The sequence below is a fragment of the Corynebacterium mucifaciens genome (genome assembly GCF_012396315.1).
Lineage (GTDB): Bacteria > Actinomycetota > Actinomycetes > Mycobacteriales > Mycobacteriaceae > Corynebacterium > Corynebacterium mucifaciens.
The window spans coordinates 31,584-52,091 of the sequence record NZ_JAAXPF010000011.1; the positions used below are offsets into that span (position 1 = coordinate 31,584).

Here is a 20,508-nt window from a genome sequence, read left to right on the forward strand (position 1 = left end):
CGCGTTGGCGGCGAGCAGTACTCCATCCCTTGTTCGTTGTTGCTGGAATAGACCAGCAACGCGCGTCCATCCTTGATCAGTTCGGTCGTTCGTTGCCAGAGCAGTTCACGGATTCTCGCGGACGGCTCGCTGACAAACGTGCCGGGCGCGATCTCCATCAGCCATTTGGTGAGATCTCCACGCAGACCTGCTGGGCATGCGGTGACTACCAAAAACCATCATGGTGAGATCTCGTGTTCTGACCAATTCACACCAGCAGCGATTACTTCGAGCTCGCTCCAGAGAAAAAGTTCCGCATCTGGATACGCGGATCCTCGGTTACGTCCATCACATACTTGAGGTCGTTTTCCATCTTCGGCATGAGGCGTTTGTCAACAACAGCATCGCGGACGAGCCGCCTCACCGCGACGCCAGGTTTCATCTCACCAGAGGCGACGGCATCAAATGCTGCAGGGATTGCGATCTCCGCCTTATAGAGGTCAGCGATGTCATAAACAAACGCATGGTCGGTTCCGTTGTGCACAACCCCAAGCGCAGGCACAAAACCGAGCCCGGCGATCACCGCATGTGCGATGCCATACAGCGCCGAGTTCGCAGAGGTGAACGCTTGGTTGATCGGATCAGAAGAATCGTAAGCATTTGGATCGTATGCACGCCGGTCCCAGCTGACACCAACGCGCGCCGTTTCGTCTGCGTACACCTTTTTCATCCGCGCGCCTTCTCGGCCCCGAAGCTTCGCCATGGAAAGCCCGGTGAGGTCTTCTCTGGCGCAATGTAGGCTGTACATGCGTTTTGCGCACGCAAGGCTCTGTCTCTGACTCGTGACTATCTCTGCTTGAAGTTCCGCCATTCGCGATGACTTCGCGGGGGTCTACCACTCGCGTAGTAGCGCACTCCCCGCTCTCCTGCCCATACGGTTGACACGCCGGCGTCTCCGAGAGTCGCCCGCTCGATGTACAGAAACGAGATTCGGCTACCCGTCTGAGACAGCGCATGTCTCGCGATAGGTACCTCCTGTGGAGTCGGAGACACTATTTCACCGGCGCTAGGCATCGCGGCCTTCGACTTCAGCGCCGAGTATCGGCCGAGCTGAGATCGCCAAGCTTTAAACTGGGGCATGGGTTGACACAGCTGAAAACGTCGTTTTACTCGGCCCACCCGGAACCGGAAAAACCCACCTCACCACAGCCCTCGGAATCACCGCAGCCCAGCAAGGCTACCGAGTGCTCTTCGACACCGCCGCCGGCTGGGTCAACGCACTGACCCAAGCACACAACACAGGCAGACTGGAAGCGCTGCTCAAACGCTGCAACGGGTACCACCTACTGATCATCGACGGACTCGGCTACATCCCCGTCGAAGCTGATGTCGCGAACCTGTTTTTACAACTCGTCTTCGGACGCTACGAGCATGGCTCCATCATCGTCACATCCGACCTGGCGTTTTCCCAATGGGCGCAATGCTTCTGCGATGTCACCGTGGCCACTGCCATGGTCGACCGCATCGTCCGCCACGTCAAAATCTTCCAACATCGCGGGGTCAACCACCGCATCAAAGGAAGAGAAATACCCGCCCCAACGACCAACCAACAAGACCAACACCAGGCACAATGACTACGACCACCCTGGGCTACTTTTCGGGGAGCACTTGCAGGTGGAGTAGATGCACGACTAGGGAGGCGGATACGAGGGTGTCATACATGCGGTCTGAACGGGAAGCTCGAAGTAATGTCTAGTTTCTTGCAGTGGCTAACTAGCGCAAATGGGACTTCAATAATTGTTGCAGTTCTAACCCTGATCGGCGCTTTTGGGACAACACTCATAACCAACCGTAAAGCGGACCAACGCCGAATAGCGGATCAGATCGCCGAGGATAAACGCCGGAGAAGCGAACGGGCTGCCCAGCTGGTTCTGGAAGAGACAGCGCGAGAGAGACGGGAAGTTAGTCAGTGCGTCAGGGAGATTAACGAAGCCGCCGAGGAAGCGATAGGGATTGTCAAAAAAAGCGTAAGTGCCTTGCTGAGCAATAGTGGAAGCGGAGACAGCAACGTGCTACTCGAAGCAAAGGTTCTTCAAGCCCAGGCGCGGGCGGAGTTCTACCTCCGAGCGATAAGTGCAACGGACAGGCTCCGTTTGGAATTGAATCAGCCCGACGTGAGGAGCAGAGCGGAGGAATTATCGCGATTCCTTCACGATGAGTCTAACCGGTTCAGATTCCGCTACGGTTCGGATTTTGAGGCTTTGCTCGGTGCCGTATCGGATGAGCCAATAATCTCTGGCGATCTGAAGAAGAGCATTACGGCCCTCATTGATTCAGCGTTCGAGCACCTGCACATGTCACTTCCGAATGGAGAAAACAAAAGAGAATCGAACAGGGGCAATGGTGGCTGAGAACTCGCAAGAGAAAGGAAACATGTTGCAGGAAATTCAGACATTGAGAGCTCTAAAAAAAATTCTTGGGCCAACTGCGGAAAGTTTGAGTGCCGAAATGTCGGATTGGTCGAGCAGCGATAACGTGCAACGAGTAGCTGCGAAGGCCAGTGCAAAGAACATTAACCGTGGGAATGCTTCAATCCCGCCCCGGGCGGCGCGAGCGGTGCTTATCGAATCCTGCTGGGCAGATAACGAGATCTTGGCAGAGTATCTATCGGGGGTATTAGCGTCATCTCAATCCGGAAATAGCGGTGATGGTGGTGTGATGTGGGCATCGCTAATCGGACGACTGCCTAGTGACCAACTGGCTCTGCATTGGGCGATCTACACCGCGGCACATAGGCGTACTCGGGGGACCGACTACGAGTCTGTTTTTGAAGCGATAGATGAGCAGTATGTTGTTGACGCAATATCCATAATCAACAAGTTTGGTTGGGAGCTTGACCACTGGAGAGTAGTCACCCGGCTTTTCGAGGCGGCGCATGGGCTTGAACGTGAGGGCCTTTTGAAGAAATTTTCCTACGGCCCACCAGATTTTTTGGAAACCCAGTGTGTCTACACCAAGGGGCATAGCTTCGACTCCCATAGGGTGTTCATGACTTTTTCACTGACGCACCACGGGGTGGGCTTGCTTTTACAAGTGATGGGCCTGCCGGATACCTGGTTGAGCGATTTCATCTCAAGGTCCGAGGTGACAGAGCGGATTGACTCCGTAACCAGCCTGCCAACGTTTGATCCAGCAAAGCTGGTGAGTGACTTTCCTCGAGCGCACACCTAAGTTAGGTGCTTAGTGTGCCTCAATTCCCTTTCAGCTCAAATGGGTCAGCGTAGAAATCGGAGAGCCGTAAGCGACACCTAAGTTAACAGCGGTAGTCAGAGATACCTCAATTCAATATTCTCGAATGGGTGTCTTCCCTTATCCCCGTCCAATGTGGCGCACGTGCGAGCGCTCGCGGGCGGAGCGTACAAATTCAGCGGCAAGCATCTGCCCGGTGTGGAGACGCACCTGTGCCCGGTGTGGAGACGCACCTGTCGGTGCGCGAGGATTCCCCCATCGAGCGCGCGGTTACGCCGGCCGAGGACGGCCAGGTGTTCCGCTCGTCACAGACGAGGGCCAGCTCGGCGCCGAGGACGCCGCAGTGTGGCTGCCCGCGATCTACTGCTGCGGGTGCGGCCGCGCCGGGTGGATGACGGCGCTTGAGCCCGGGACTGATGCGGTGGTCTTGGATGGCGGCGAGATCCGGGAGGCGAGCGTCGATAGGCCTGAGCTCCCCCGTCCTTTCATCGATGCCACGAATGAGTATCGCGGCGCTGTCGCCGATGGCGCGGAGCTGAGCGCGTTTGACGATGAGGACGGCAAGCGCGCGCTGATGTGGTTCCACACGTCTATGCGCACGCTGAGCATCACCGGGCCGAGCGAGGAAGCGCGCGCGGAGGGCAGCTCAGTGCCGGTACTCACGTACTCGGACTTGGGCGCGGAGGGTTACGCGCGCGACCAGGTGTGCCTGAACTGTGGGGAGCCGGACGCGGTGCGCTACATCGGTTCACGGGTGGTCACGCAGGTCTCGGTGATGACAATTCACGGTGCGAAAGGCATGGAGGTCACCCACGTGAGCCTCATGGGCGTGGGCAAGGAGTTCATGCCGCTGCGCTTCCGGTTGAAGAACCTCTCCGAGCAGGACGCCCGCGCCGCGCTGCAGCAGGAACGCTCGCTGCTCTATGTTGCGGCGTCGCGCGCCCGCGACGAGTTGGTGATCACGACGGTAGGCGAGCGCTCGGAGCTGCTGCCGGAGGGGTAGAGGCGCCACGCCTACTAGCGATTCGGAGAATATCTAGCGGGCTGACATCAGATTCGGGGTAACTTATTAACCGAAATGTTGGATCGTGGCCGACTCATGCGTCGGCGCAGCTAGTTTTCGGCGGGAAAGTGGATTATTTAGCGGACAAGGCCTCCAGGCTTTTTCAGTTCCTAGCAGACCTTCAGGCCCAAAAGGATCGGCCTGTTAAGCGCATAAGCGAATATGGAAGCGGTAGCCAATGGTTGACGCTGCATCAGCTCAAAGAAATCGCGGATGCAGTCCCCCTCGAAGTCTCGTTCAATCCCTCATTACTCGGTGGCCTGACGGGCATCGCTCCGTCTGCTGACGATGTCGATGGCTACCTGGTACGTATCGAACGGCCCGCGGCGCCACCCGCCTTGACGCTTCCCGATGAGCTCAAACAAGCCATCCCCGGCAGCATTGACAATCCCTCTCGGCGTCCTCAGATTGTTGTGGATGCAACAGCGGTAGGACCCAGTGCTGACCAGCTGACAAGCGAAGCCGAAGCATGGCTGTTGAAGTGGGATAAATGGGCTGCTGCAGCTCGAGCCCTCAACCTCTATCAAAGCTTCTTCGATATGCAGGTAAAAGCTACCCAACAAGCAGACGAGTTTGAACTTGTCCTCGGTAGCGGGTGGCTGACTTGGGCGTTGGGAAACGACGAATCCATTGATCGCCCAATCTTCATGCTGAACCTAGAAATCAGCATGGACAAGATCTCAGGGGCCATCGAGATTCGCGATGCAGGTGAGCCAATTCACGCGGAATTGGAAGCGCTGTCAGCCAGCCACATGGATGACGGCCGGTTCATTCAGGGCCTGAAAGCGTTCCTGGATGAGTTTGCCGGTTATTTGATCGACATCGACGAGTTCGAAGAGCTGGCCCAATTCACAGTCAATGGGCTGAGTGCTCAAGCCCGCTATGAGCCAGAGTTGGAACCAGTGGAAAGTGACGGGCGTGCAGTACTTTCCTGGGCCCCAACCATTTTGCTCAGACCGCGCCAGCGCGCTGGATTGTCATCGACGTTTCGTCTTATCTCCCAGTTGATCGAGGACGAGGAGCAAATTCCTGCGGGGTTGCGACCGTTGGTTGACCCTAGCTACAGAGCGGAGGTTGCGTCAACAGATAAGCCAGGGGCGATGTTTGAGGTTGGCGGCGATCTGTACAGCCCGTTGCCGCTCAACGAGAAGCAAAAACGCGTTCTTGAACACGTTGATTCACATGCACACACCATTGTGCAAGGCCCCCCGGGCACCGGTAAAACTCATATGGCGGCCGCGCTTTTGTCGCACCTTCTTGCACAAGGAAAGCGAGTGCTAGTCACGGCAGAAACGGAACGCGCCCTCTATGAACTGCGGGATAAGCTTCCTGCGGAGATAAGAGAGTTAGCGGTGTCGGTCATCGGCTCGTCTTCTCGGGAAATGTCCGAGCTTCGCACTGCGATTGAAACGATCCAACGCCAGTCCTCGAACTTCGATGAACGCATCTCCCAACGTAAAATTGCGGCCCTCGAAACGGAGCTTGACAGCTTGCGGGAACAACGTATGCAAGCGGTTCGGGCTTGGGCAGGTCAGCTGGAAGCGGAACAAAAGCCTCTCAACATCGAGGGTTACCAGCTGCCGCTGCCCCAGTTGATACAGAAAGTGGATCAGGATCGCGAGAAGTACAGCTGGATCGAAGAAATTTCCCTTGCTGAACCAATTTCATCCTTTCCACTTGATCCGGACGAGGTAAATCTGCTGCTGGATCGGATCGAAGATCCTACTTTCGCGCAGGGTAAGCCGTACTCTGGAGCAGCAGTGTTGGATCCGGGATTGTTCTCATCTCCTACCCAGTTTCGCACCGCTGCTCTCCGGCTTGAAGAAGCGAAGCGCGAGGCCGCATCGGTTAAGTCCTTTGCGAATCCAGTTTTCTTGCCGGCTTGGTTAAAGCTCACGGCAGCAGAACGAAAGCTGGTAGAAGGTACTGTCGTTGATTTGAAGGAAGCTCGTCGCAGCATCGATAGTTTCCCACGCGCGTGGGTTGAGGCAGTCCCGCCGGGGACGCACCTGCACGATCTTGAAAGCTGGGAAACGAGCAGGCAGCGGATCCTCGAAAAACTTGAGTCAATGAATGGAAGTCTCGACTTCCTTGGAGACGTCCAGCGAATCTCAGTAGACGGACAGTTCGATGCTTTCGTCCCACAAGCGCAGAATCTTCAGCAGTATTTCCTGTCCGGAAAGACATTGAACGTTCGGCCGGATGGATCCGTGAAGCACTCGCTATTCGGTGGTGGAGCCGTAAAAGCAGCAATGCCATTCATTGAGGCGGTGCGAATCAACGGATTGCCCCCGACAAATCCGGAGTTAGTTGGAAAATATCTCACTTACGTATCTGTAATTTGGGAACTGCAATCCTTGCAAAAGAGCTTGAATTTCACGGACCTGGACATTGCAGACCCGGTCGGATCCGCACGTTCATTTAGGGAGGATGCCGAAAAGTTCGGAAAGCTTCTCGACTTGGTCCGACGGATTTCGAACGATTTGGAAGCACTTGATCAGCGCGGGTTTGAGATCGCATTGGGCGACATCGAGAACCTCGAAGTCCAGCTTTCAACGCTGAATCGTGTGGAAGACGCCAACCGGGCCGTCGAAATAGCAGATCGGGAATACGCTCAGACAAGTGGATTGCTAACGATCCAAAAGCATCAAGGTCCGCGGCATCAGTGGATTGAGAAATTGGAATCTGCAATCGCGTCGCATGATGTCAATGCGTACGAAGAGGCAATGAGCGCAGCGGCAGCGTTTCACCATTCAGGTCTTGAGCGCCAACGCTTCCTTGAACTGTTGAGTACTTTACGGAGATGGTCTGAGGGTTTTGCAGAAAAGATTGAAGATCCAGTATCGAGAGGTATTTGGGGTCCCAGGTTGAAAAATGCCCGGGAGGCGCGAAACTGGCTGCTGGCGCGTCGCAAGATCGAATCGATGGCTTTATCTTCGCGTGAAGACTCTCAGAGCGACCTCGAGCGAATCGATAGGAAAATCCACGATGCTATCTCCTCTCTGGCTGCAGAACGAGCTTGGTCAGAGGCAGTCGGTGGTGCACGTATGGACGGTGCAATGCGTGCGACGATGCAGGCATACGTGCAGGCAGTTCGCAGGCTAGGTAAGGGAACCGGCAAGTATGCCGACCAACGCCGCCGGGATGTGCGGCGGCACTTGGATAGCGCACGCGAGGCTGTGCCGGTCTGGATCATGCCTATTTACAAGGTTGTCGAGCAATTTGAGCTGAAACAGAACATGTTCGATGTCGTCATCATTGATGAGGCGTCGCAAGCCGGTGTCGAATCGATTTTCCTTCAGTACCTCGCACCTAAGGTGGTCGTAGTGGGAGATGACCGCCAGGTTTCTCCATCGGGCGTAGGTGAGGACATTGGTCGTCTTCAGAAGCTTGCGCGCCAGTACCTGTATGACTTTGACGCTATCGATGCATGGGTAGACCCGAAACGTTCTCTCTTTGACGATGCCAACATGCGGTACGGAGGACGAATAGCGCTTGACGAACACCGCAGGTGTGTGCCAGAAATCATCGAGTTTTCTAATGAGTTGGTGTACCGGCCCAACAACATCGAACTCAAGCCGGTTCGTGAACCTGCTAGTGAACGCCTAGCCCCGTTCCGACTTACCCGCACTCCCAACGCCTTCCAAACTGACAAGAAAAAGGTCAACCGGAGGGAGGCGGATGTGCTGGTTGAGCGGCTGATTGGAGTGTTGGAGGACGAAGCGTATGACGGGAAAACAATTGGTGTTATTTCGCTATTAAGCACCTCAGGACAAGCTGATTACATCCGAAATCAACTACTTACTGCTGTTCCCCCTCACGTCTGGGAGGAGCGGGATCTCAAGGTCGGAAGCCCCGCGGATTTCCAAGGCGCCGAAAGGGACGTCATTTTCCTCAGCTTGGTTACCGCAGTTCCGCACCAAACCCGGGTCCAAGCACTCACTCAATTGCAGCATGAGCAGCGCTACAACGTTGCGGTCAGTCGCGCGAAGGACCAGGTCTGGCTCTTTCACTCGATCGGTCTTGAGGATCTTCCGAATCAAGATGATGTGCGGTACAAGCTACTGGAATACGCCTACCGGGTAGCCGAATCATCTCCGGAAAAACGGATTTCGCAGCTTGTTTCGTTTGACGAGCGCGTCGATCCGTTCGACTCTCTATTTGAACAGCGTGTTTACAACGAGCTGGTTCGGAGAGGCTACTTTGTCATTCCTCAATTCGATGCTTTCGGGCGCAAGATTGATCTGGTAGTTCAAGGGCAGGGTGGCCGTTTGGCAGTTGAGTGTGACGGCGATTTTTGGCATAGCGAGGAGTACGCGATTGCGGATCGTTCTCGGCAAAGAGAGCTTGAACGCCTTGGGTGGGCCTTCGCTCGACTTTTCGAGTCTGACTTCTATTTGGATCCGCACGGCCAGATTCAACGGATCGTTGATCGGTTGGACGAGCTCGGGATCCAACCGGGCTACGTTGAGGGCGTCGATTTTGCATCGGCCGATAACATTGAAATCATCGAAACGGAATCTGATCCTGATGACACGAAAGTGCCCTTCAGCCAGGAATCGACTGCACCTGGCCTCCCGCTCGACGCGATTGCACAGCCACCGCTGGATGATGAGCTTGCAGCCGTGATCCAGGAAGACGAATTGTCATCAGAGCCGGTCGTTGAAGGAAGCCGATCCACTCAGTCATTAGATGGCCTTGAGCCCTACGTTGAATTCAAAGGCTCAACGGTGTCTGTATACGCAGCGGGACCCGATCAAATTGACCAAGGTCTTGCCGAGATCATCGCCGTCGAGGGCCCAATTCCGGAGGTAATGCTGTTCCAGCGATATGTGAAGGCTGGTGGAGACCACAAGGTGGCGGGAACAGCACAAGCCGTCTTGCGGGCTGGGATGAAACGCCTTCTGCGACGCGGAACTGTCGTTGAAGCCAGCGGTTCGAAACGCATCTACAAAACGCCGGATCAGCCAGACGTGCGGCCTAGAACTAAGGGATCGCGCATTGCTGATGACATCTCACCGAACGAATGGGAGATGCATATGAGGGCGGTTATGGCAGCCCAAGAGTTCCAAGATGAGGAAGAGCTTTTACGCGCTACTCATCGTCGTGTTGGATACGGTCGGTTCACAGGCAAGATGCACGAACGCCTCGCTGAAGTGCGAGACCAGATTGGGGACGAGTAACCCGAGCCGCGCCGATTGTGTAACAGGATTCAATGTTCGCATACTTCTCCGGTGAATTGCACCTGTGCCTCGGGATGCGACGTATGGAGGTCGGCCTCGTTGCCCTCGCGGTCTTCCCAATCCGCCAGGGTGACGGCGGGGTCGTTCTGAAGGTGCCACATGACTCTGCCGTTTGCAGAACCGCCGAGGAGAAACGCCGCGGCAGCAGACGGGCTGCTGAACTCAATGTCATTGAGCAGAGCGCTGTCTTGAATCTGGTCCGCGTAGCGTTCCCGGGTGGCATGAACACCGCGCGGGGCACTAGGGCGTAGATCTGCCCGCAAGGTGGATCCACCGAGTACCAAGAAACCGCTCGTGGTGCGCTGGCCCAGTCCTTGGACGCTATGGAGCGGAAGGGTCAGCTCGAAAGTTGGCTCGTCCTCGCTTGACGCAGGTGTGGGAGTTTGGCCTGTCCGTCTTTGCTTGAGGGACTTCGAGGATATTGCCTTTGGCTGGAACGCGGATATACCCAGCGCGCTAATAATGAGGTTGGTGTTTTCGATGAACTCATCCAGCTCCGCCTGGGTCTCTTCACTGAGACTGCCCGCCGACGGGGTGTTGCCATTAGCGACTTCGTACCGGTCAGCCTTGATGGCCCGTTGATGAAAGGCATTCTCCAAGAAGGTGATCTCGGTGGCGCCCCAGGAATCGTCGACCACGACCACGTAAATGATGCGGTTGAAGAAGTCCTTGTCTTCGCTGCGGGAGTGCTCGGCGGCGCGGGCAAAAGCAACGCCGTTTTGGCGTGGTGCAGTCTGCCCGATGTAAATGCGGGGCTTGTCGGTCTCCGGGTTCGTGCCCACGAGAAAGTAGACTGCAGGGTGGTTGAGTTCAGCGCGTCGACGAAGCTCTTCGGAGTTAAGCTCGGTGCGTGGAATCGAATACACGCGACCGACCCAGTTTCTGATTGAGGCCTTGATCGGGCCGTCGGCAGTGCCATGCATCATGAAAAGCTGCAGTGTTTTCGGGGAGCCCATGAGGCAGACAGTAGTAGGAAGCCGCGCTCACCATGGCAGCTTGAGCGGTCAATCAACCAGCAATACGGACTCCGCATCGCGGACAACAGGGCGCGAAAATGATTGGTGGGCGGCACCTTTGGTTCGTCGTCAAGCGGGTGTCCACTCAAATGAGCGGCGAAGGGGCTGTGCTGGCGGCGGCCGCGCCGTAGTGTGCCGGGCGCGGGGATGAAAACTTGGAAAATTGAGGCCAAGGCGCCGGGGGCGCACGTTGGGTCTCATGTGGCCACTTGTTCGTAACGACAAAAGTTACGTCGACGTTGCAGCATCCGTCACCGGAGGGGTGACCGCCCCGCGCGCGGGCCGAAGGGACGTCGATAGGCAAAAGCGCTGAACGCGCAGCGCCGGCCCCGGTAACGTAGATCACTATGAGTAACACCGAGCTACCGGAGCAACACAGCGAGGAACACCTCGAGCTCTCCCGCGCAGAGTTCGACCGGGAGAACCTCTCGGACGCGGACATCGAGCAGATCAGGGAGCAGCGCGAGGGCAAAGAGCCGGATGGCTCGTTTATGCGCTGGGTGATCACGCTGTTTGGCACCGGCGTGGGCGCGGGCATCCTGTTCCTCCCCATCAACGCGGGCAGTTTCGGGTTCTGGCCGCTGGTGATTGCGACGCTGCTGATCGGCCCGATGGTGTTTCTCTCCCACCGCACCTACGCTCGCATCGTCTCCGCCTCCCCGGTCAAGGGGCTGGACGTGTTGCAGGTGATCACGGCGCTGACGGGGCGCAAGCGCGGGTTCGCCTCCGCGGTGCTGTACTGGCTGGGCATTTATCCCACGGTGCTCATTTACGCGATCTCGATTACCAACACGCTGGACAGTTTCATTGTGAACCAGCTGGGCGGGGCGCAGGTGAGCCGGTGGCTGCTGGCGCTGGTGGCGGTGGGTGTGATGACAGGCGCGTACGCGTTTGGCAAGAAGCTCACCCTGTGGCTGGCCAACGCGCTGGTGTACCCGCTGATTATCGCGCTGGCGGCGGTGTCGCTGTACCTCGTCCCTTCGTGGGATTTCGCGGGCTTCCGCTCGTACGAGTCCTCCTACCCCGTGTGGCAGGGGCTGCTGCTGATTCTGCCGGTGCTGGTGTTCTCCTTCAGCCACATGGCCGCGCTGAGCCAGTTCGCCCTGGACACCCAGAAGAAGATGGACGGCGACGTGGCGGCCACGGAGCGCGAGGTGTCCAAGGTGGAGCTGGTCACGGCGATCCTGTTAGTTGCGTTCACCATGTTCTTCGTGTGGTCGTGTTCGCTCGCTTTGGGCGCGGACGGCATGGACGCCGCCCGCGAGCAGAACGTGCCGGTGCTGTCCTACCTGGCCAACGAGACCGACGCGCCGTTTATGGCGTGGATGAGCCCAATCATCGCCATGTGCGCGATTATCACCTCCTACTTCGGCCACCTGCTCGGCACGGAGGAGGGCACGGCCTACCTGGTGCGCAGTGTGGCGCCGGACGTCGCGGCTCGCTTCTCGACGTCTACCCTTCGGTGGGCCGTCAATATCTTTGTCCTGGTCACCGCAGTGCTGGTCGCCGTGCTGAATCCCTCGATTCTGGACATGATCTCCGTGGTCGGCGGCATCTTCGTGGCGTTTCTGGTCTACATCATGCCCGCGCTGCTGTTTGCCAAGGCCACGGCGTTCAAGCACTACGCCCGCCGGCCGGACACCATCTTCGTGTTCGTGCTCGGCCTGGTCATTATGGGCGTAACGGTATGGGGCATGATCGCAGGGTAAGGGTTTTCGCGCCCGAAAAGATATAGAAAGATATCGGAAAGATATCGAAACAATTCGCTGAACAGGGGAAATGGTGAATTCCGGCCCGCATTCGCCCTGCTATATCTTTCCGATATCTTTCGGAGCCGAAAAATGGGTCCGAAAAGAATTCCCTGGGGAAATGTACAATCGTTGGCATGGTTACGGAATCTGCCTGGGGTGATCTGGCACCGAACGTCCGAGATGCTCTCGAGGCGATCCATGGTGGGGCAACGGCGGACTCGCAGGAGTCTCTCATCTTGGAGTTCAAGGAGGATCCGGCTGTCCGGGAGGGGGAGAAGGGGGCGAGGGCGAAGCTCGTCGAGAAGCTGCTGAATGAAGCCATCTGCATGGCAAATAGTGAAGCTGCAACTGGCCACATCGTTGTAGGGTGGCGGATAAAGCCACGGGCGAGGCCGCGTTCACCGGTACGCAGATGGACGAGGAAAAGCTCGCTCAGAAGATATTCAACGGCACGAAGCCAAACATGAATGTGCAGATCGCGCCAGTACGAGCGTGGGGAGCGAGGCTTCTGGTTATCCATGTGCCGGAAGCGCGGGCGCTCTACACCCGGGGTGACGGCGCTGCGAAACGCCGCACGGCAGATGCCCAGTTTTCCTGCCAGCCGATGACTGAGGAAATGCGCCGCTCGATTGACGAGGCTCGGCGCAATCCCGACTATTCGAACGGCCCCGCGGACATCTCCGTGGACGATCTGCCGTTGGCTGTGATTGAAGAGGCGCGGAGGATGCTTCGCGAGCACAGAAGGGCGCGCGGTTCTGAGGCCGCGGTTCCGCAAACAACGACCGGGCTGCTGCGCGAGCTCGGCCTGGTGCGCGATGACGGCCAGCTCAAGCGGGCGGCGGAAATTCTTTTCGCCGATCCTGACCCCACAGACGTTGTAGTCCGGCACCTGTGGCGCAGTATCCCGGGGGAAGACCCGAAGGCCACGCTGATTTCGGACCCGGTTTTGCTGGCGTTGCCCCGCCTGCGGCGCCTGATTGCGGAAAATGGGGACAGGGAGATCGAACGGGTGCAATTTGACGGCGGTGAAGAGATCGCTATTAGTCGTTTTCCTGAGCAGGCTGTTGATGAGGTGGTTTCCAACGCGTTCATTCACCGCGATTGGCGGCTGCCTGGGCCGGTCGTGGTTGAGCAGACCTACCGCACGCTAAAAATCACCTCGCCCGGTCCCCTGCCGCCGGGAGTAACGGTGGATAAGCTGCTGACCACCACATCGGTTCCGAGGAACAACCGGCTCATGGCGGCGATGCGAACGCTCGGTCTGGCGGAGGAAGAATCGCGTGGCTTCGACCGCATGTGGGCGACCATGATCCGCACTGGTCGAAACGTTCCTGAGGTTTTTGCCACCGAGTCCTACGTTCAAGTGGTCCTGGCTGCGCAGCAGCCCGACACGACCTTCATAAAGGGGCTCAGGAAGCTCTCGGAGCGTTACGGCGAACCGGTTATCAGTAACGTCGCAACGCTGATTGTGCTTTGGCACCTAAATTCCGCTTCTTTGATCACTGCGGCAACTGCAGTCCGCAAAACGCAACTCACTGCCCTTGAGGTGGAAGAGCTTATGGGCGCACTCGTTGAACTTGGAATGCTCGACTCTGTAGCGGACGCCAGCGAGTGGACGCTCAGCGGCGAGGCGCGAAAGCTGCTCGGCCGTGGGCAGGCAGGCGACCTGGCGACGGTGAGCATCCAGGAGTGGATAGAAGCAAAGCTTCTCGACGGCGAATCGCTCCGGTCTGCCGATATCGCAGATCAAACCGGAGTCAGCGTCGCTGGAGCCGGGCGAATTCTCCGCCACCTCCGCAGTCTTGGACGTGCGAAAATTGATCCAGAAGGCCCTCCGCGAGGGCGCGGCACCCGCTGGATTCGGGCGTGAAAGATATCGGAAAGATATCGTAACAATTCGCTGAACAGGGGAAATGGTGAATTCCTGCCCGTGTTTGTTCCGCTATATCTTTCCGATATCTTTCGAATCCGAAAAATGGGTGCAAAAAGAATTCCCTGGGGAGACAGGGTGAGGGCGGAGCGTGGGCGCCGCAAAGCTTAAGTTTCACCTGAATTTCACCGCAGTGGAGTTTCTGGTCTACATCATGCCCGCGCTGCTGTTTGCCAAGGCCACGGCGTTCAAGCACTACGCCCGCCGGCCAGACACCATCTTCGTGTTCGCGCTCGGCCTGGTCATTATGGGCGTGACGGTATGGGGGACATGATCGCCGGTTAAGCACGGTTACGGGAATATGAATTTTCGGCGCTACCTGTAGTGTCGCGCCAGCTAGAGGCCAGTGGGCCGCGGCGCAGAGGTTGCCGGGAGATGAACATACGGTTCCGGACGTATTTTATGTGCTAGTGCAGGAGCATAATTTCCCGCGTGAGCATCACAATCCTCCTCGTACTCATCATCGTCGTTGCCTTGTTCTTCGACTTCACCAACGGCTTCCACGACACCGCAAACGCGATGGCTACCTCCATCGCCACTGGCGCGCTCAAGCCCAAAGTGGCTGTGGCGCTCGCCGGTGTTCTTAACCTTGTCGGCGCGTTTCTCTCCGTCGCCGTGGCCAAGACGGTCGCGGGCGGCATTGTGAAACTTGACGTCTTCGACCTGAACGACACTATTGATTCTGAACGGCTCCTCCTCGTGGTGTTCGCCGGCCTGGCCGGCGGCATTATGTGGAACCTGTTCACCTGGCTCTTCGGCATCCCGTCGTCGTCCTCTCACGCGCTGTTCGGCGGCCTGATCGGCGCGGCAATCGCGGCCATCGGCTTCGACGGCGTGGTCTGGGGCGGCGTGCTGGACAAGATCATCCTCCCGGCGCTGTTCGCCCCGTTCGTCGCCGGCCTGATCGCCGCCATCGGCACCTGGCTGGTGTACAAGATCACCGCAAACGCGGAACAGGACCACCGCGACAACTACTTCCGCTGGGGCCAAATCGGCACCGCCTCCCTGGTGGCACTGGCGCACGGCACCTCCGACGCGCAGAAGACCATGGGCGTCATCTTCTTGGCCATGGTGGCCGCGGGCCAGTTCGGCCAAGATCACCCGATGCCGTTCTGGATCCAGTTCGCCTGCGCATTCGCCATCGCGCTGGGCACCTACTCCGGCGGCTTCCGCGTGATCCGCACCTTGGGCAAGGGTCTGGTGGAGATCCACCCGCCGCAGGGCATGGCCGCTGAGACCTCCTCCGCCGCCATCATCCTCACCTCCTCCCACCTGGGTATGGCGCTGTCCACCACCCACGTGGCCACCGGCTCCATCCTCGGCTCCGGCCTGACCGGCCCGAAGGGCGAGGTCCGCTGGGGCGTGGCCGGCCGCATGGCGCTCGCCTGGATCACCACCCTGCCCGTCGCCGCACTCGTGGCGTTCTGCACCTGGTGGGTCGGCCACTGGGCGGCTGAGCTGGGCGGCGACCTGCTGTGGGGCGGCGTCGCCCTCGCCCTGATCATCCTCCTCGGCGGCGGCTACATGTTCTGGCAGGCATCCCAGAAGCCGGTGCACAAGGACAACGTCAACGACGACTGGGACGGCGACTCCAAGTCCCCGGCCCACACCACCAGCGACGCGACCAAGGGCTCCCGCGACTCCGGCGAGCCGGCCGACTTTGTGGACACCTCCCGCGGTCTCGAGTCCCTCCACAGCGGCTCTACCGCTGACCGCCACGACCACCTCCACCGCTAACCGCCGGAAAGGACACTCATCATGATTGACCTACTGCAATCCCTGTTCCTCGTCACCGGCGTGGGCATCCTATTGGGCGCAGGCCTGCCGGCGCTGTTCTCCCTGAGTATCCACTTCCTCTCCCCGTCCGGGGACGGCACGGCAGCCTCCGGCGGCCGCCGCGCGCTGGGCTGGATCTTCATGGCCATCGTGCTGGTAGCCGTGGTCGCCGCGATTCTGCTCATCGCCCGCGAGCGCATTGAGTACTTCACCGGGTGGGACCCCTACCCGTTCCTGTAACCGCCAAGCTCCTTCGCCGCCTCTGCACGCGCCCCGGTCAACCCCGGGGCCTTTTTCATGGACACGGCCCAATCGTTGGTGTTGACAAACTATTTGTCACAACCTAAGGTTGCCAGAACATGAACGGAAGGTTAACAACCTTCCCCGGTAATGAAAGGAGGTGGGCCATGAAGGGCTTCATCAATAGCATCCGTGCATGGTTCCGCGACGAGGAGCGTGGCATCGCGTCGCTGACCGAACTCTCCCCGCTCGCCGTGCTCCCGCACGCCGACGCACGTTCGTAGAACGCCGCTGAAAAAACCGGGCCTGTCCCCCGCAAGGGGGCAGGCCCGGCTTCGTTGTTCTGGTATCTCCGCCGAGAACTTACTTCTCCAGCGTGCTCTCGTGCTGAGCGAGTGCCACGCCAGTGAGCACCCCGCAGGACTGCCATACGGCCTACCTACTGGTCATGTGCGCGGCCATCTGGCAGATGTTCGCGGTCTCGAACCTAGAGGTGCACGACCTCAAAGTCCCCCTTCTCGGCGAGGTACTCCGCGGCCACAGAGCGGTGGCACACGGCCGGGTCGGGCTCTGAGCAGAGGAGAGCGGAGCCGTCGATAAGCTTGGGCATCTCGCGCTCGGCGAACTCCGCGCGAAGCTTCGTCGCAAATTGGTCGAACGGCAGGCCCTCCTTGCGGTACGCGCGCATGAGGTCCTCGCTCGGCGCGAGCGCCAGCTCGTGGGAGTAGCCGATGCCCGCGATGGTGTCGAGGAACCACGGCAGGTCCGACTGCTTGGTAAATCCAGCGAGCTGGTTCGAGTTGTGCCGCCGGATGTCCACGACCTGGGTCACGCCGTTGTCACGGAGAATGTCGAAGAACTCCTCCGCGGTCTTTTTGCTGTAGCCGATGGTGTAGAGCCGCATGTGCGCGACTGTAGCGGTTGTGGACTCTGCATTGCGGACAATTCCGGTTAGGGCAACTATTGGTGGTAACCAACGAAGAAACGGGGGTGGCCTGCGGGGTTGCCCTCGCCCGGCTCGTAAAAGTTGACATGCGAAACTGTGCATAAGTCCGTGACCTGCCGGTTTGAAGCTGTACGTCTGTCCACGGTGTCAGTTCTTGCGAAAATGGCACCCGAATGATCTGCTAGTTCCGCGCCAAAGCCTATCGACGCCCAAGGCGCGGGAACGGGGAGGGCCGGAGGTGCGTCGCAAGGCAAAGGCCCATCACTACACTGCATAGCCATGACTGAGGCGACCCCCCACCGCTATACGGCCGAGCTGGCCAACACCATCGAGCAGAAGTGGCAGGCGTACTGGCGCGACAACCAGACGTTTTATGCCCCGAACCCGGTCGGCGACCTTGCTCCGCAAGCGTCGCAAGGCCAGGCCGAATTGCCCAAGGACAAGCTCAACGTCCAGGACATGTTCCCCTACCCCTCGGGCGTGGGGCTGCACGTGGGCCACCCGCTGAGCTACATCGCCACCGACGTCTACGCGCGCTACAACCGCATGCTGGGCAAGAACGTGCTGCACACGCTGGGTTACGACGCCTTCGGTCTGCCCGCCGAGCAGTACGCGATCCAGACCGGCACGCACCCGCGCGTGACCACGGAGGCGAACATCGCCAACATGCGCCGCCAGCTGGCCATGCTGGGCCTGGGGCACGACCCGCGTCGCTCCGTGGCCACCACGGACCCGGAGTTTTACAGGTGGACGCAGTGGATCTTCCTGCAGATTTACAACGCGTGGTTCGACCACGAGCAGCAGAAGGCGCGCCCGATCGAGGACCTGGTGCGCGACCTCATGTCCGGCGCCCGCAAGACGAAGGACGGGCGCAACTTCCGCGACCTGACCACGCAGGAGAAGCACAAGGCGATCGACGAGTTCCGCCTGGTCTACCTCTCGGACTCCATGGTGAACTGGTGCCCCGGCCTGGGCACCGTGCTGGCTAATGAGGAGGTCACCGCGGACGGGCGCTCCGAGCGCGGCAACTACCCCGTCTTCCGTAAGCGCCTGCGCCAGTGGATGATGCGCATCACGGACTACTCGGACCGTCTGCTCGACGACCTGGAGCTGCTTCAGTGGCCGGAGAAGGTCAAGAGCATGCAGAGCAACTGGATCGGCCGTTCCCGCGGCGCGGAGGTCGCGTTTTCCTCCCCCGCCGGCGACATCACTGTCTTCACCACCCGCCCGGACACCCTCTTCGGCGCGAGCTATGTGGTGCTCGCACCGGAGCATCCGCTTGTCAGCGAGCTCGTGGCCGACGCCTACCCCGCAGACGTGGACGCCCGCTGGACCGGTGGCGCCACCACCCCGCGCGAGGCCGTGGACGCCTACCTGCGCGCCATCGCCGCGAAGTCCGACGTTGAGCGCCAGGAGAATAAGGACAAGACCGGTGTGTTCCTAGGCTCGTACGCCGTGAACCCGGTCAGCGGCGAGGAAGTGCCCATCTTTATCGCGGATTACGTGCTCACCGGCTACGGCACCGGCGCCATCATGGCGGTGCCGGCGCACGACGAGCGCGACTACGAGTTCGCCTCCGTCTTCGGCCTGCCCATCACCGCAGTGCTGGACGGCGACGTCTCCGAGGCCGCGTTCACCGGCGACGCCGCCCACATCAACTCCGCCAACGACGACGGGTTGGACCTCAACGGTCTGGGCAAGGACGAGTCGATTGAAAAGGCGATAGCTTGGCTCGTCCATAAGCAAGCAGGCTCCGAGAAAATTCAGTACAAGCTGCGCGACTGGCTGTTTGCCCGCCAGCGCTACTGGGGTGAGCCGTTCCCGATCGTCTACGACGAAAACGGCCAGGCGCACGGCCTGCCCGAGGACATGCTGCCGGTGGAGCTGCCGCAGGTGGAGGACTACAACCCCGTCGCATTCGACCCGGACGACGCCGACTCCGAGCCCGCGCCCCCGCTGGCCAAGGCCACCGAGTGGGTCGAGGTGGAGCTGGATCTCGGCCACGGCAAGCAGAAGTACTGGCGCGACACGAATGTCATGCCGCAGTGGGCGGGTTCCTCCTGGTACCAGCTGCGCTACATCGACCCGACGAACGCTGACGCGCTCGTCGACATCGAAAACGAGCGGTACTGGACCGGCCCGCGCCCCGAAGAGCACGGCCCGAACGACCCGGGCGGCGTGGACCTCTACGTCGGTGGTGTGGAGCACGCCGTGCTGCACCTTCTCTACGCCCGCTTCTGGCACAAGGTGCTCTACGACCTGGGCTTTGTCACCTCCAAGGAGCCGTACCGCCGCCTGTTCAACCAGGGCTACATCCAGGCCTACGCCTACACCGACGCGCGCGGCGTGTACGTGCCGGCCGCCGAGGTGGAGGAAAAAGACGGCCGCTTCTTCTACCAGGGCGAAGAGGTGAACCGCGAGTACGGCAAGATGGGCAAGTCGCTGAAGAACGCCGTCGCGCCCGACGACGTCGTGGAGGAGTACGGCGCCGACACCCTGCGCGTCTACGAGATGTCGATGGGGCCGTTGGACACCTCGCGCCCGTGGGCGACTAAGGACGTCGTCGGCGCGCACCGCTTCCTGCAGCGACTGTGGCGTCTGGCTGTCGACGAAACCTCCGGCGCCCCGGCCGTGGTCGACGCCGAGCTGACCGACGAGGATTTCAAGCAGCTCCACCGCACCATCGCCGGCGTACGCGACGACTACGAGCACCTGCGCGACAACACCGTGGCCGCCAAGCTCATCGAGTACGTGAACTACCTGACCAAGACCTACCCGAACGGTGCCCCGCGCGCCGCCGTGGAGCCGCTGGTGCAGATGGTCTCGCCCTTGGCGCCGCACATCGCGGAGGAGCTGTGGTCGGTGTTGGGCCACACCGAGACCATCACCTTCGAGCCGTTCCCCGAGTTCGACGAGCAGTGGCTGGTCGACGACACCGTCGAGGTTCCCGTCCAGATCAACGGCAAGGTCAAGGCGCGCATCGACGTCGCCGCCGACGCCTCGAAGGACGACCTCGAGGCCGCCGCCCTTGCCGACGAGCGGGTCGCCGAGCTGGTGGACGGCAAGAACGTGGTGAAGGTGATCGCCATCCCGGGCCGCATGGTGAACCTGGTGGTGAAGTAGGGCCTCGGCCGCGGATTTGTTCACTCGCAGGTGTCCAAGTGGTGAACAAATGCCCTATTTGCCCTTAGTGCCAAGGTGGTTGTGAACGACGAACCGTAGGAGGTTTTGTTCATGACCGATTCGCAGTTGCCTCAGTTGGTGCCGTCGGTGTTGACGTCGGCTCCGGCTGTTGAGGTCCCGGTGGTTGCCCGG

11 protein-coding genes and 4 pseudogenes are annotated in these 20,508 nt (G+C 59.6%); 11 read left to right on the forward strand and 4 right to left on the reverse strand.

Annotated elements, in window-relative coordinates; all coding sequences use genetic code 11:
• Positions 1-17 precede the first annotated feature (17 nt).
• Both cas2e and cas1e read right to left on the reverse strand, forming a co-directional pair.
• Positions 18-212 (reverse strand): annotated as a pseudogene (gene cas2e / locus HF989_RS09110) (type I-E CRISPR-associated endoribonuclease Cas2e); the annotation flags it as partial.
• Between the two features lie 6 nt (positions 213-218).
• A pseudogene (cas1e, locus tag HF989_RS09115) lies at positions 219-1,053 on the reverse strand (type I-E CRISPR-associated endonuclease Cas1e).
• A 74-nt stretch (positions 1,054-1,127) separates the two neighbouring features.
• Here cas1e and HF989_RS09120 point away from each other — a divergent pair.
• The 5 genes and pseudogenes from HF989_RS09120 to HF989_RS09140 form a co-directional block, all read left to right on the forward strand.
• Positions 1,128-1,613: pseudogene (locus HF989_RS09120) on the forward strand (ATP-binding protein); the annotation flags it as partial.
• A gap of 114 nt (positions 1,614-1,727) precedes the next feature.
• Positions 1,728-2,390, forward strand: coding sequence for an ATP synthase subunit B family protein (locus HF989_RS09125; protein WP_168685854.1), 663 nt, complete (start codon positions 1,728-1,730; stop codon positions 2,388-2,390).
• Positions 2,383-3,210, forward strand: coding sequence for a hypothetical protein (locus HF989_RS09130; RefSeq protein ID WP_168685856.1), 828 nt, complete (start codon positions 2,383-2,385; stop codon positions 3,208-3,210). The genes HF989_RS09125 and HF989_RS09130 overlap by 8 nt, the downstream gene beginning before the upstream one ends.
• 784 nt (positions 3,211-3,994) lie before the next feature.
• A pseudogene (locus HF989_RS10940) lies at positions 3,995-4,231 on the forward strand (3'-5' exonuclease); the annotation flags it as partial.
• A 128-nt stretch (positions 4,232-4,359) separates the two neighbouring features.
• A complete protein-coding gene (locus tag HF989_RS09140; RefSeq protein ID WP_168685860.1) occupies positions 4,360-9,474 on the forward strand; it encodes an AAA domain-containing protein in 5,115 nt (1,704 codons plus the stop codon).
• 29 nt (positions 9,475-9,503) lie between these two features.
• On the opposite strand, the gene HF989_RS09145 is transcribed toward HF989_RS09140, so the two are convergent.
• Positions 9,504-10,490: a GIY-YIG nuclease family protein gene (locus HF989_RS09145; RefSeq protein WP_168685862.1), complete on the reverse strand. Its 987-nt coding sequence runs from the start codon at positions 10,488-10,490 to the stop codon at positions 9,504-9,506.
• Positions 10,491-10,897: 407 nt separating this feature from the next.
• On the opposite strand from HF989_RS09145, the gene HF989_RS09150 reads away from it, so the two are divergent.
• The 5 genes from HF989_RS09150 to HF989_RS09170 all read left to right on the forward strand — a co-directional run bounded on the left by HF989_RS09150 (position 10,898) and on the right by HF989_RS09170 (position 16,247).
• A complete protein-coding gene (locus HF989_RS09150; RefSeq protein WP_168685864.1) occupies positions 10,898-12,259 on the forward strand; it encodes an SLC5/6 family protein in 1,362 nt (453 codons plus the stop codon).
• 409 nt (positions 12,260-12,668) lie between these two features.
• Positions 12,669-14,171 carry an ATP-binding protein gene (locus HF989_RS09155; protein WP_343033588.1) on the forward strand — a complete coding sequence of 501 codons (1,503 nt, stop codon included), beginning with the start codon at positions 12,669-12,671 and terminating at the stop codon, positions 14,169-14,171.
• 151 nt (positions 14,172-14,322) lie between these two features.
• Entirely contained in the window at positions 14,323-14,505 is a 183-nt protein-coding gene (locus HF989_RS09160) for a hypothetical protein (protein WP_168685866.1), read from the forward strand.
• A 158-nt stretch (positions 14,506-14,663) separates the two neighbouring features.
• Positions 14,664-15,968: an inorganic phosphate transporter gene (locus tag HF989_RS09165; protein ID WP_168685868.1), complete on the forward strand. Its 1,305-nt coding sequence runs from the start codon at positions 14,664-14,666 to the stop codon at positions 15,966-15,968.
• 21 nt (positions 15,969-15,989) lie between these two features.
• Positions 15,990-16,247, forward strand: a complete 258-nt coding sequence (locus HF989_RS09170) for a hypothetical protein (protein ID WP_168685870.1) — start codon at positions 15,990-15,992, stop codon at positions 16,245-16,247.
• A gap of 487 nt (positions 16,248-16,734) precedes the next feature.
• On the opposite strand, the gene HF989_RS09175 is transcribed toward HF989_RS09170, so the two are convergent.
• A complete protein-coding gene (locus tag HF989_RS09175; protein ID WP_168685872.1) occupies positions 16,735-17,151 on the reverse strand; it encodes a DUF488 domain-containing protein in 417 nt (138 codons plus the stop codon).
• Between the two features lie 321 nt (positions 17,152-17,472).
• Here HF989_RS09175 and leuS point away from each other — a divergent pair, with 321 nt between their 5' ends.
• Positions 17,473-20,316, forward strand: coding sequence for a leucine--tRNA ligase (leuS, locus tag HF989_RS09180; protein ID WP_168685874.1), 2,844 nt, complete (start codon positions 17,473-17,475; stop codon positions 20,314-20,316).
• Positions 20,317-20,508 lie beyond the last annotated feature (192 nt).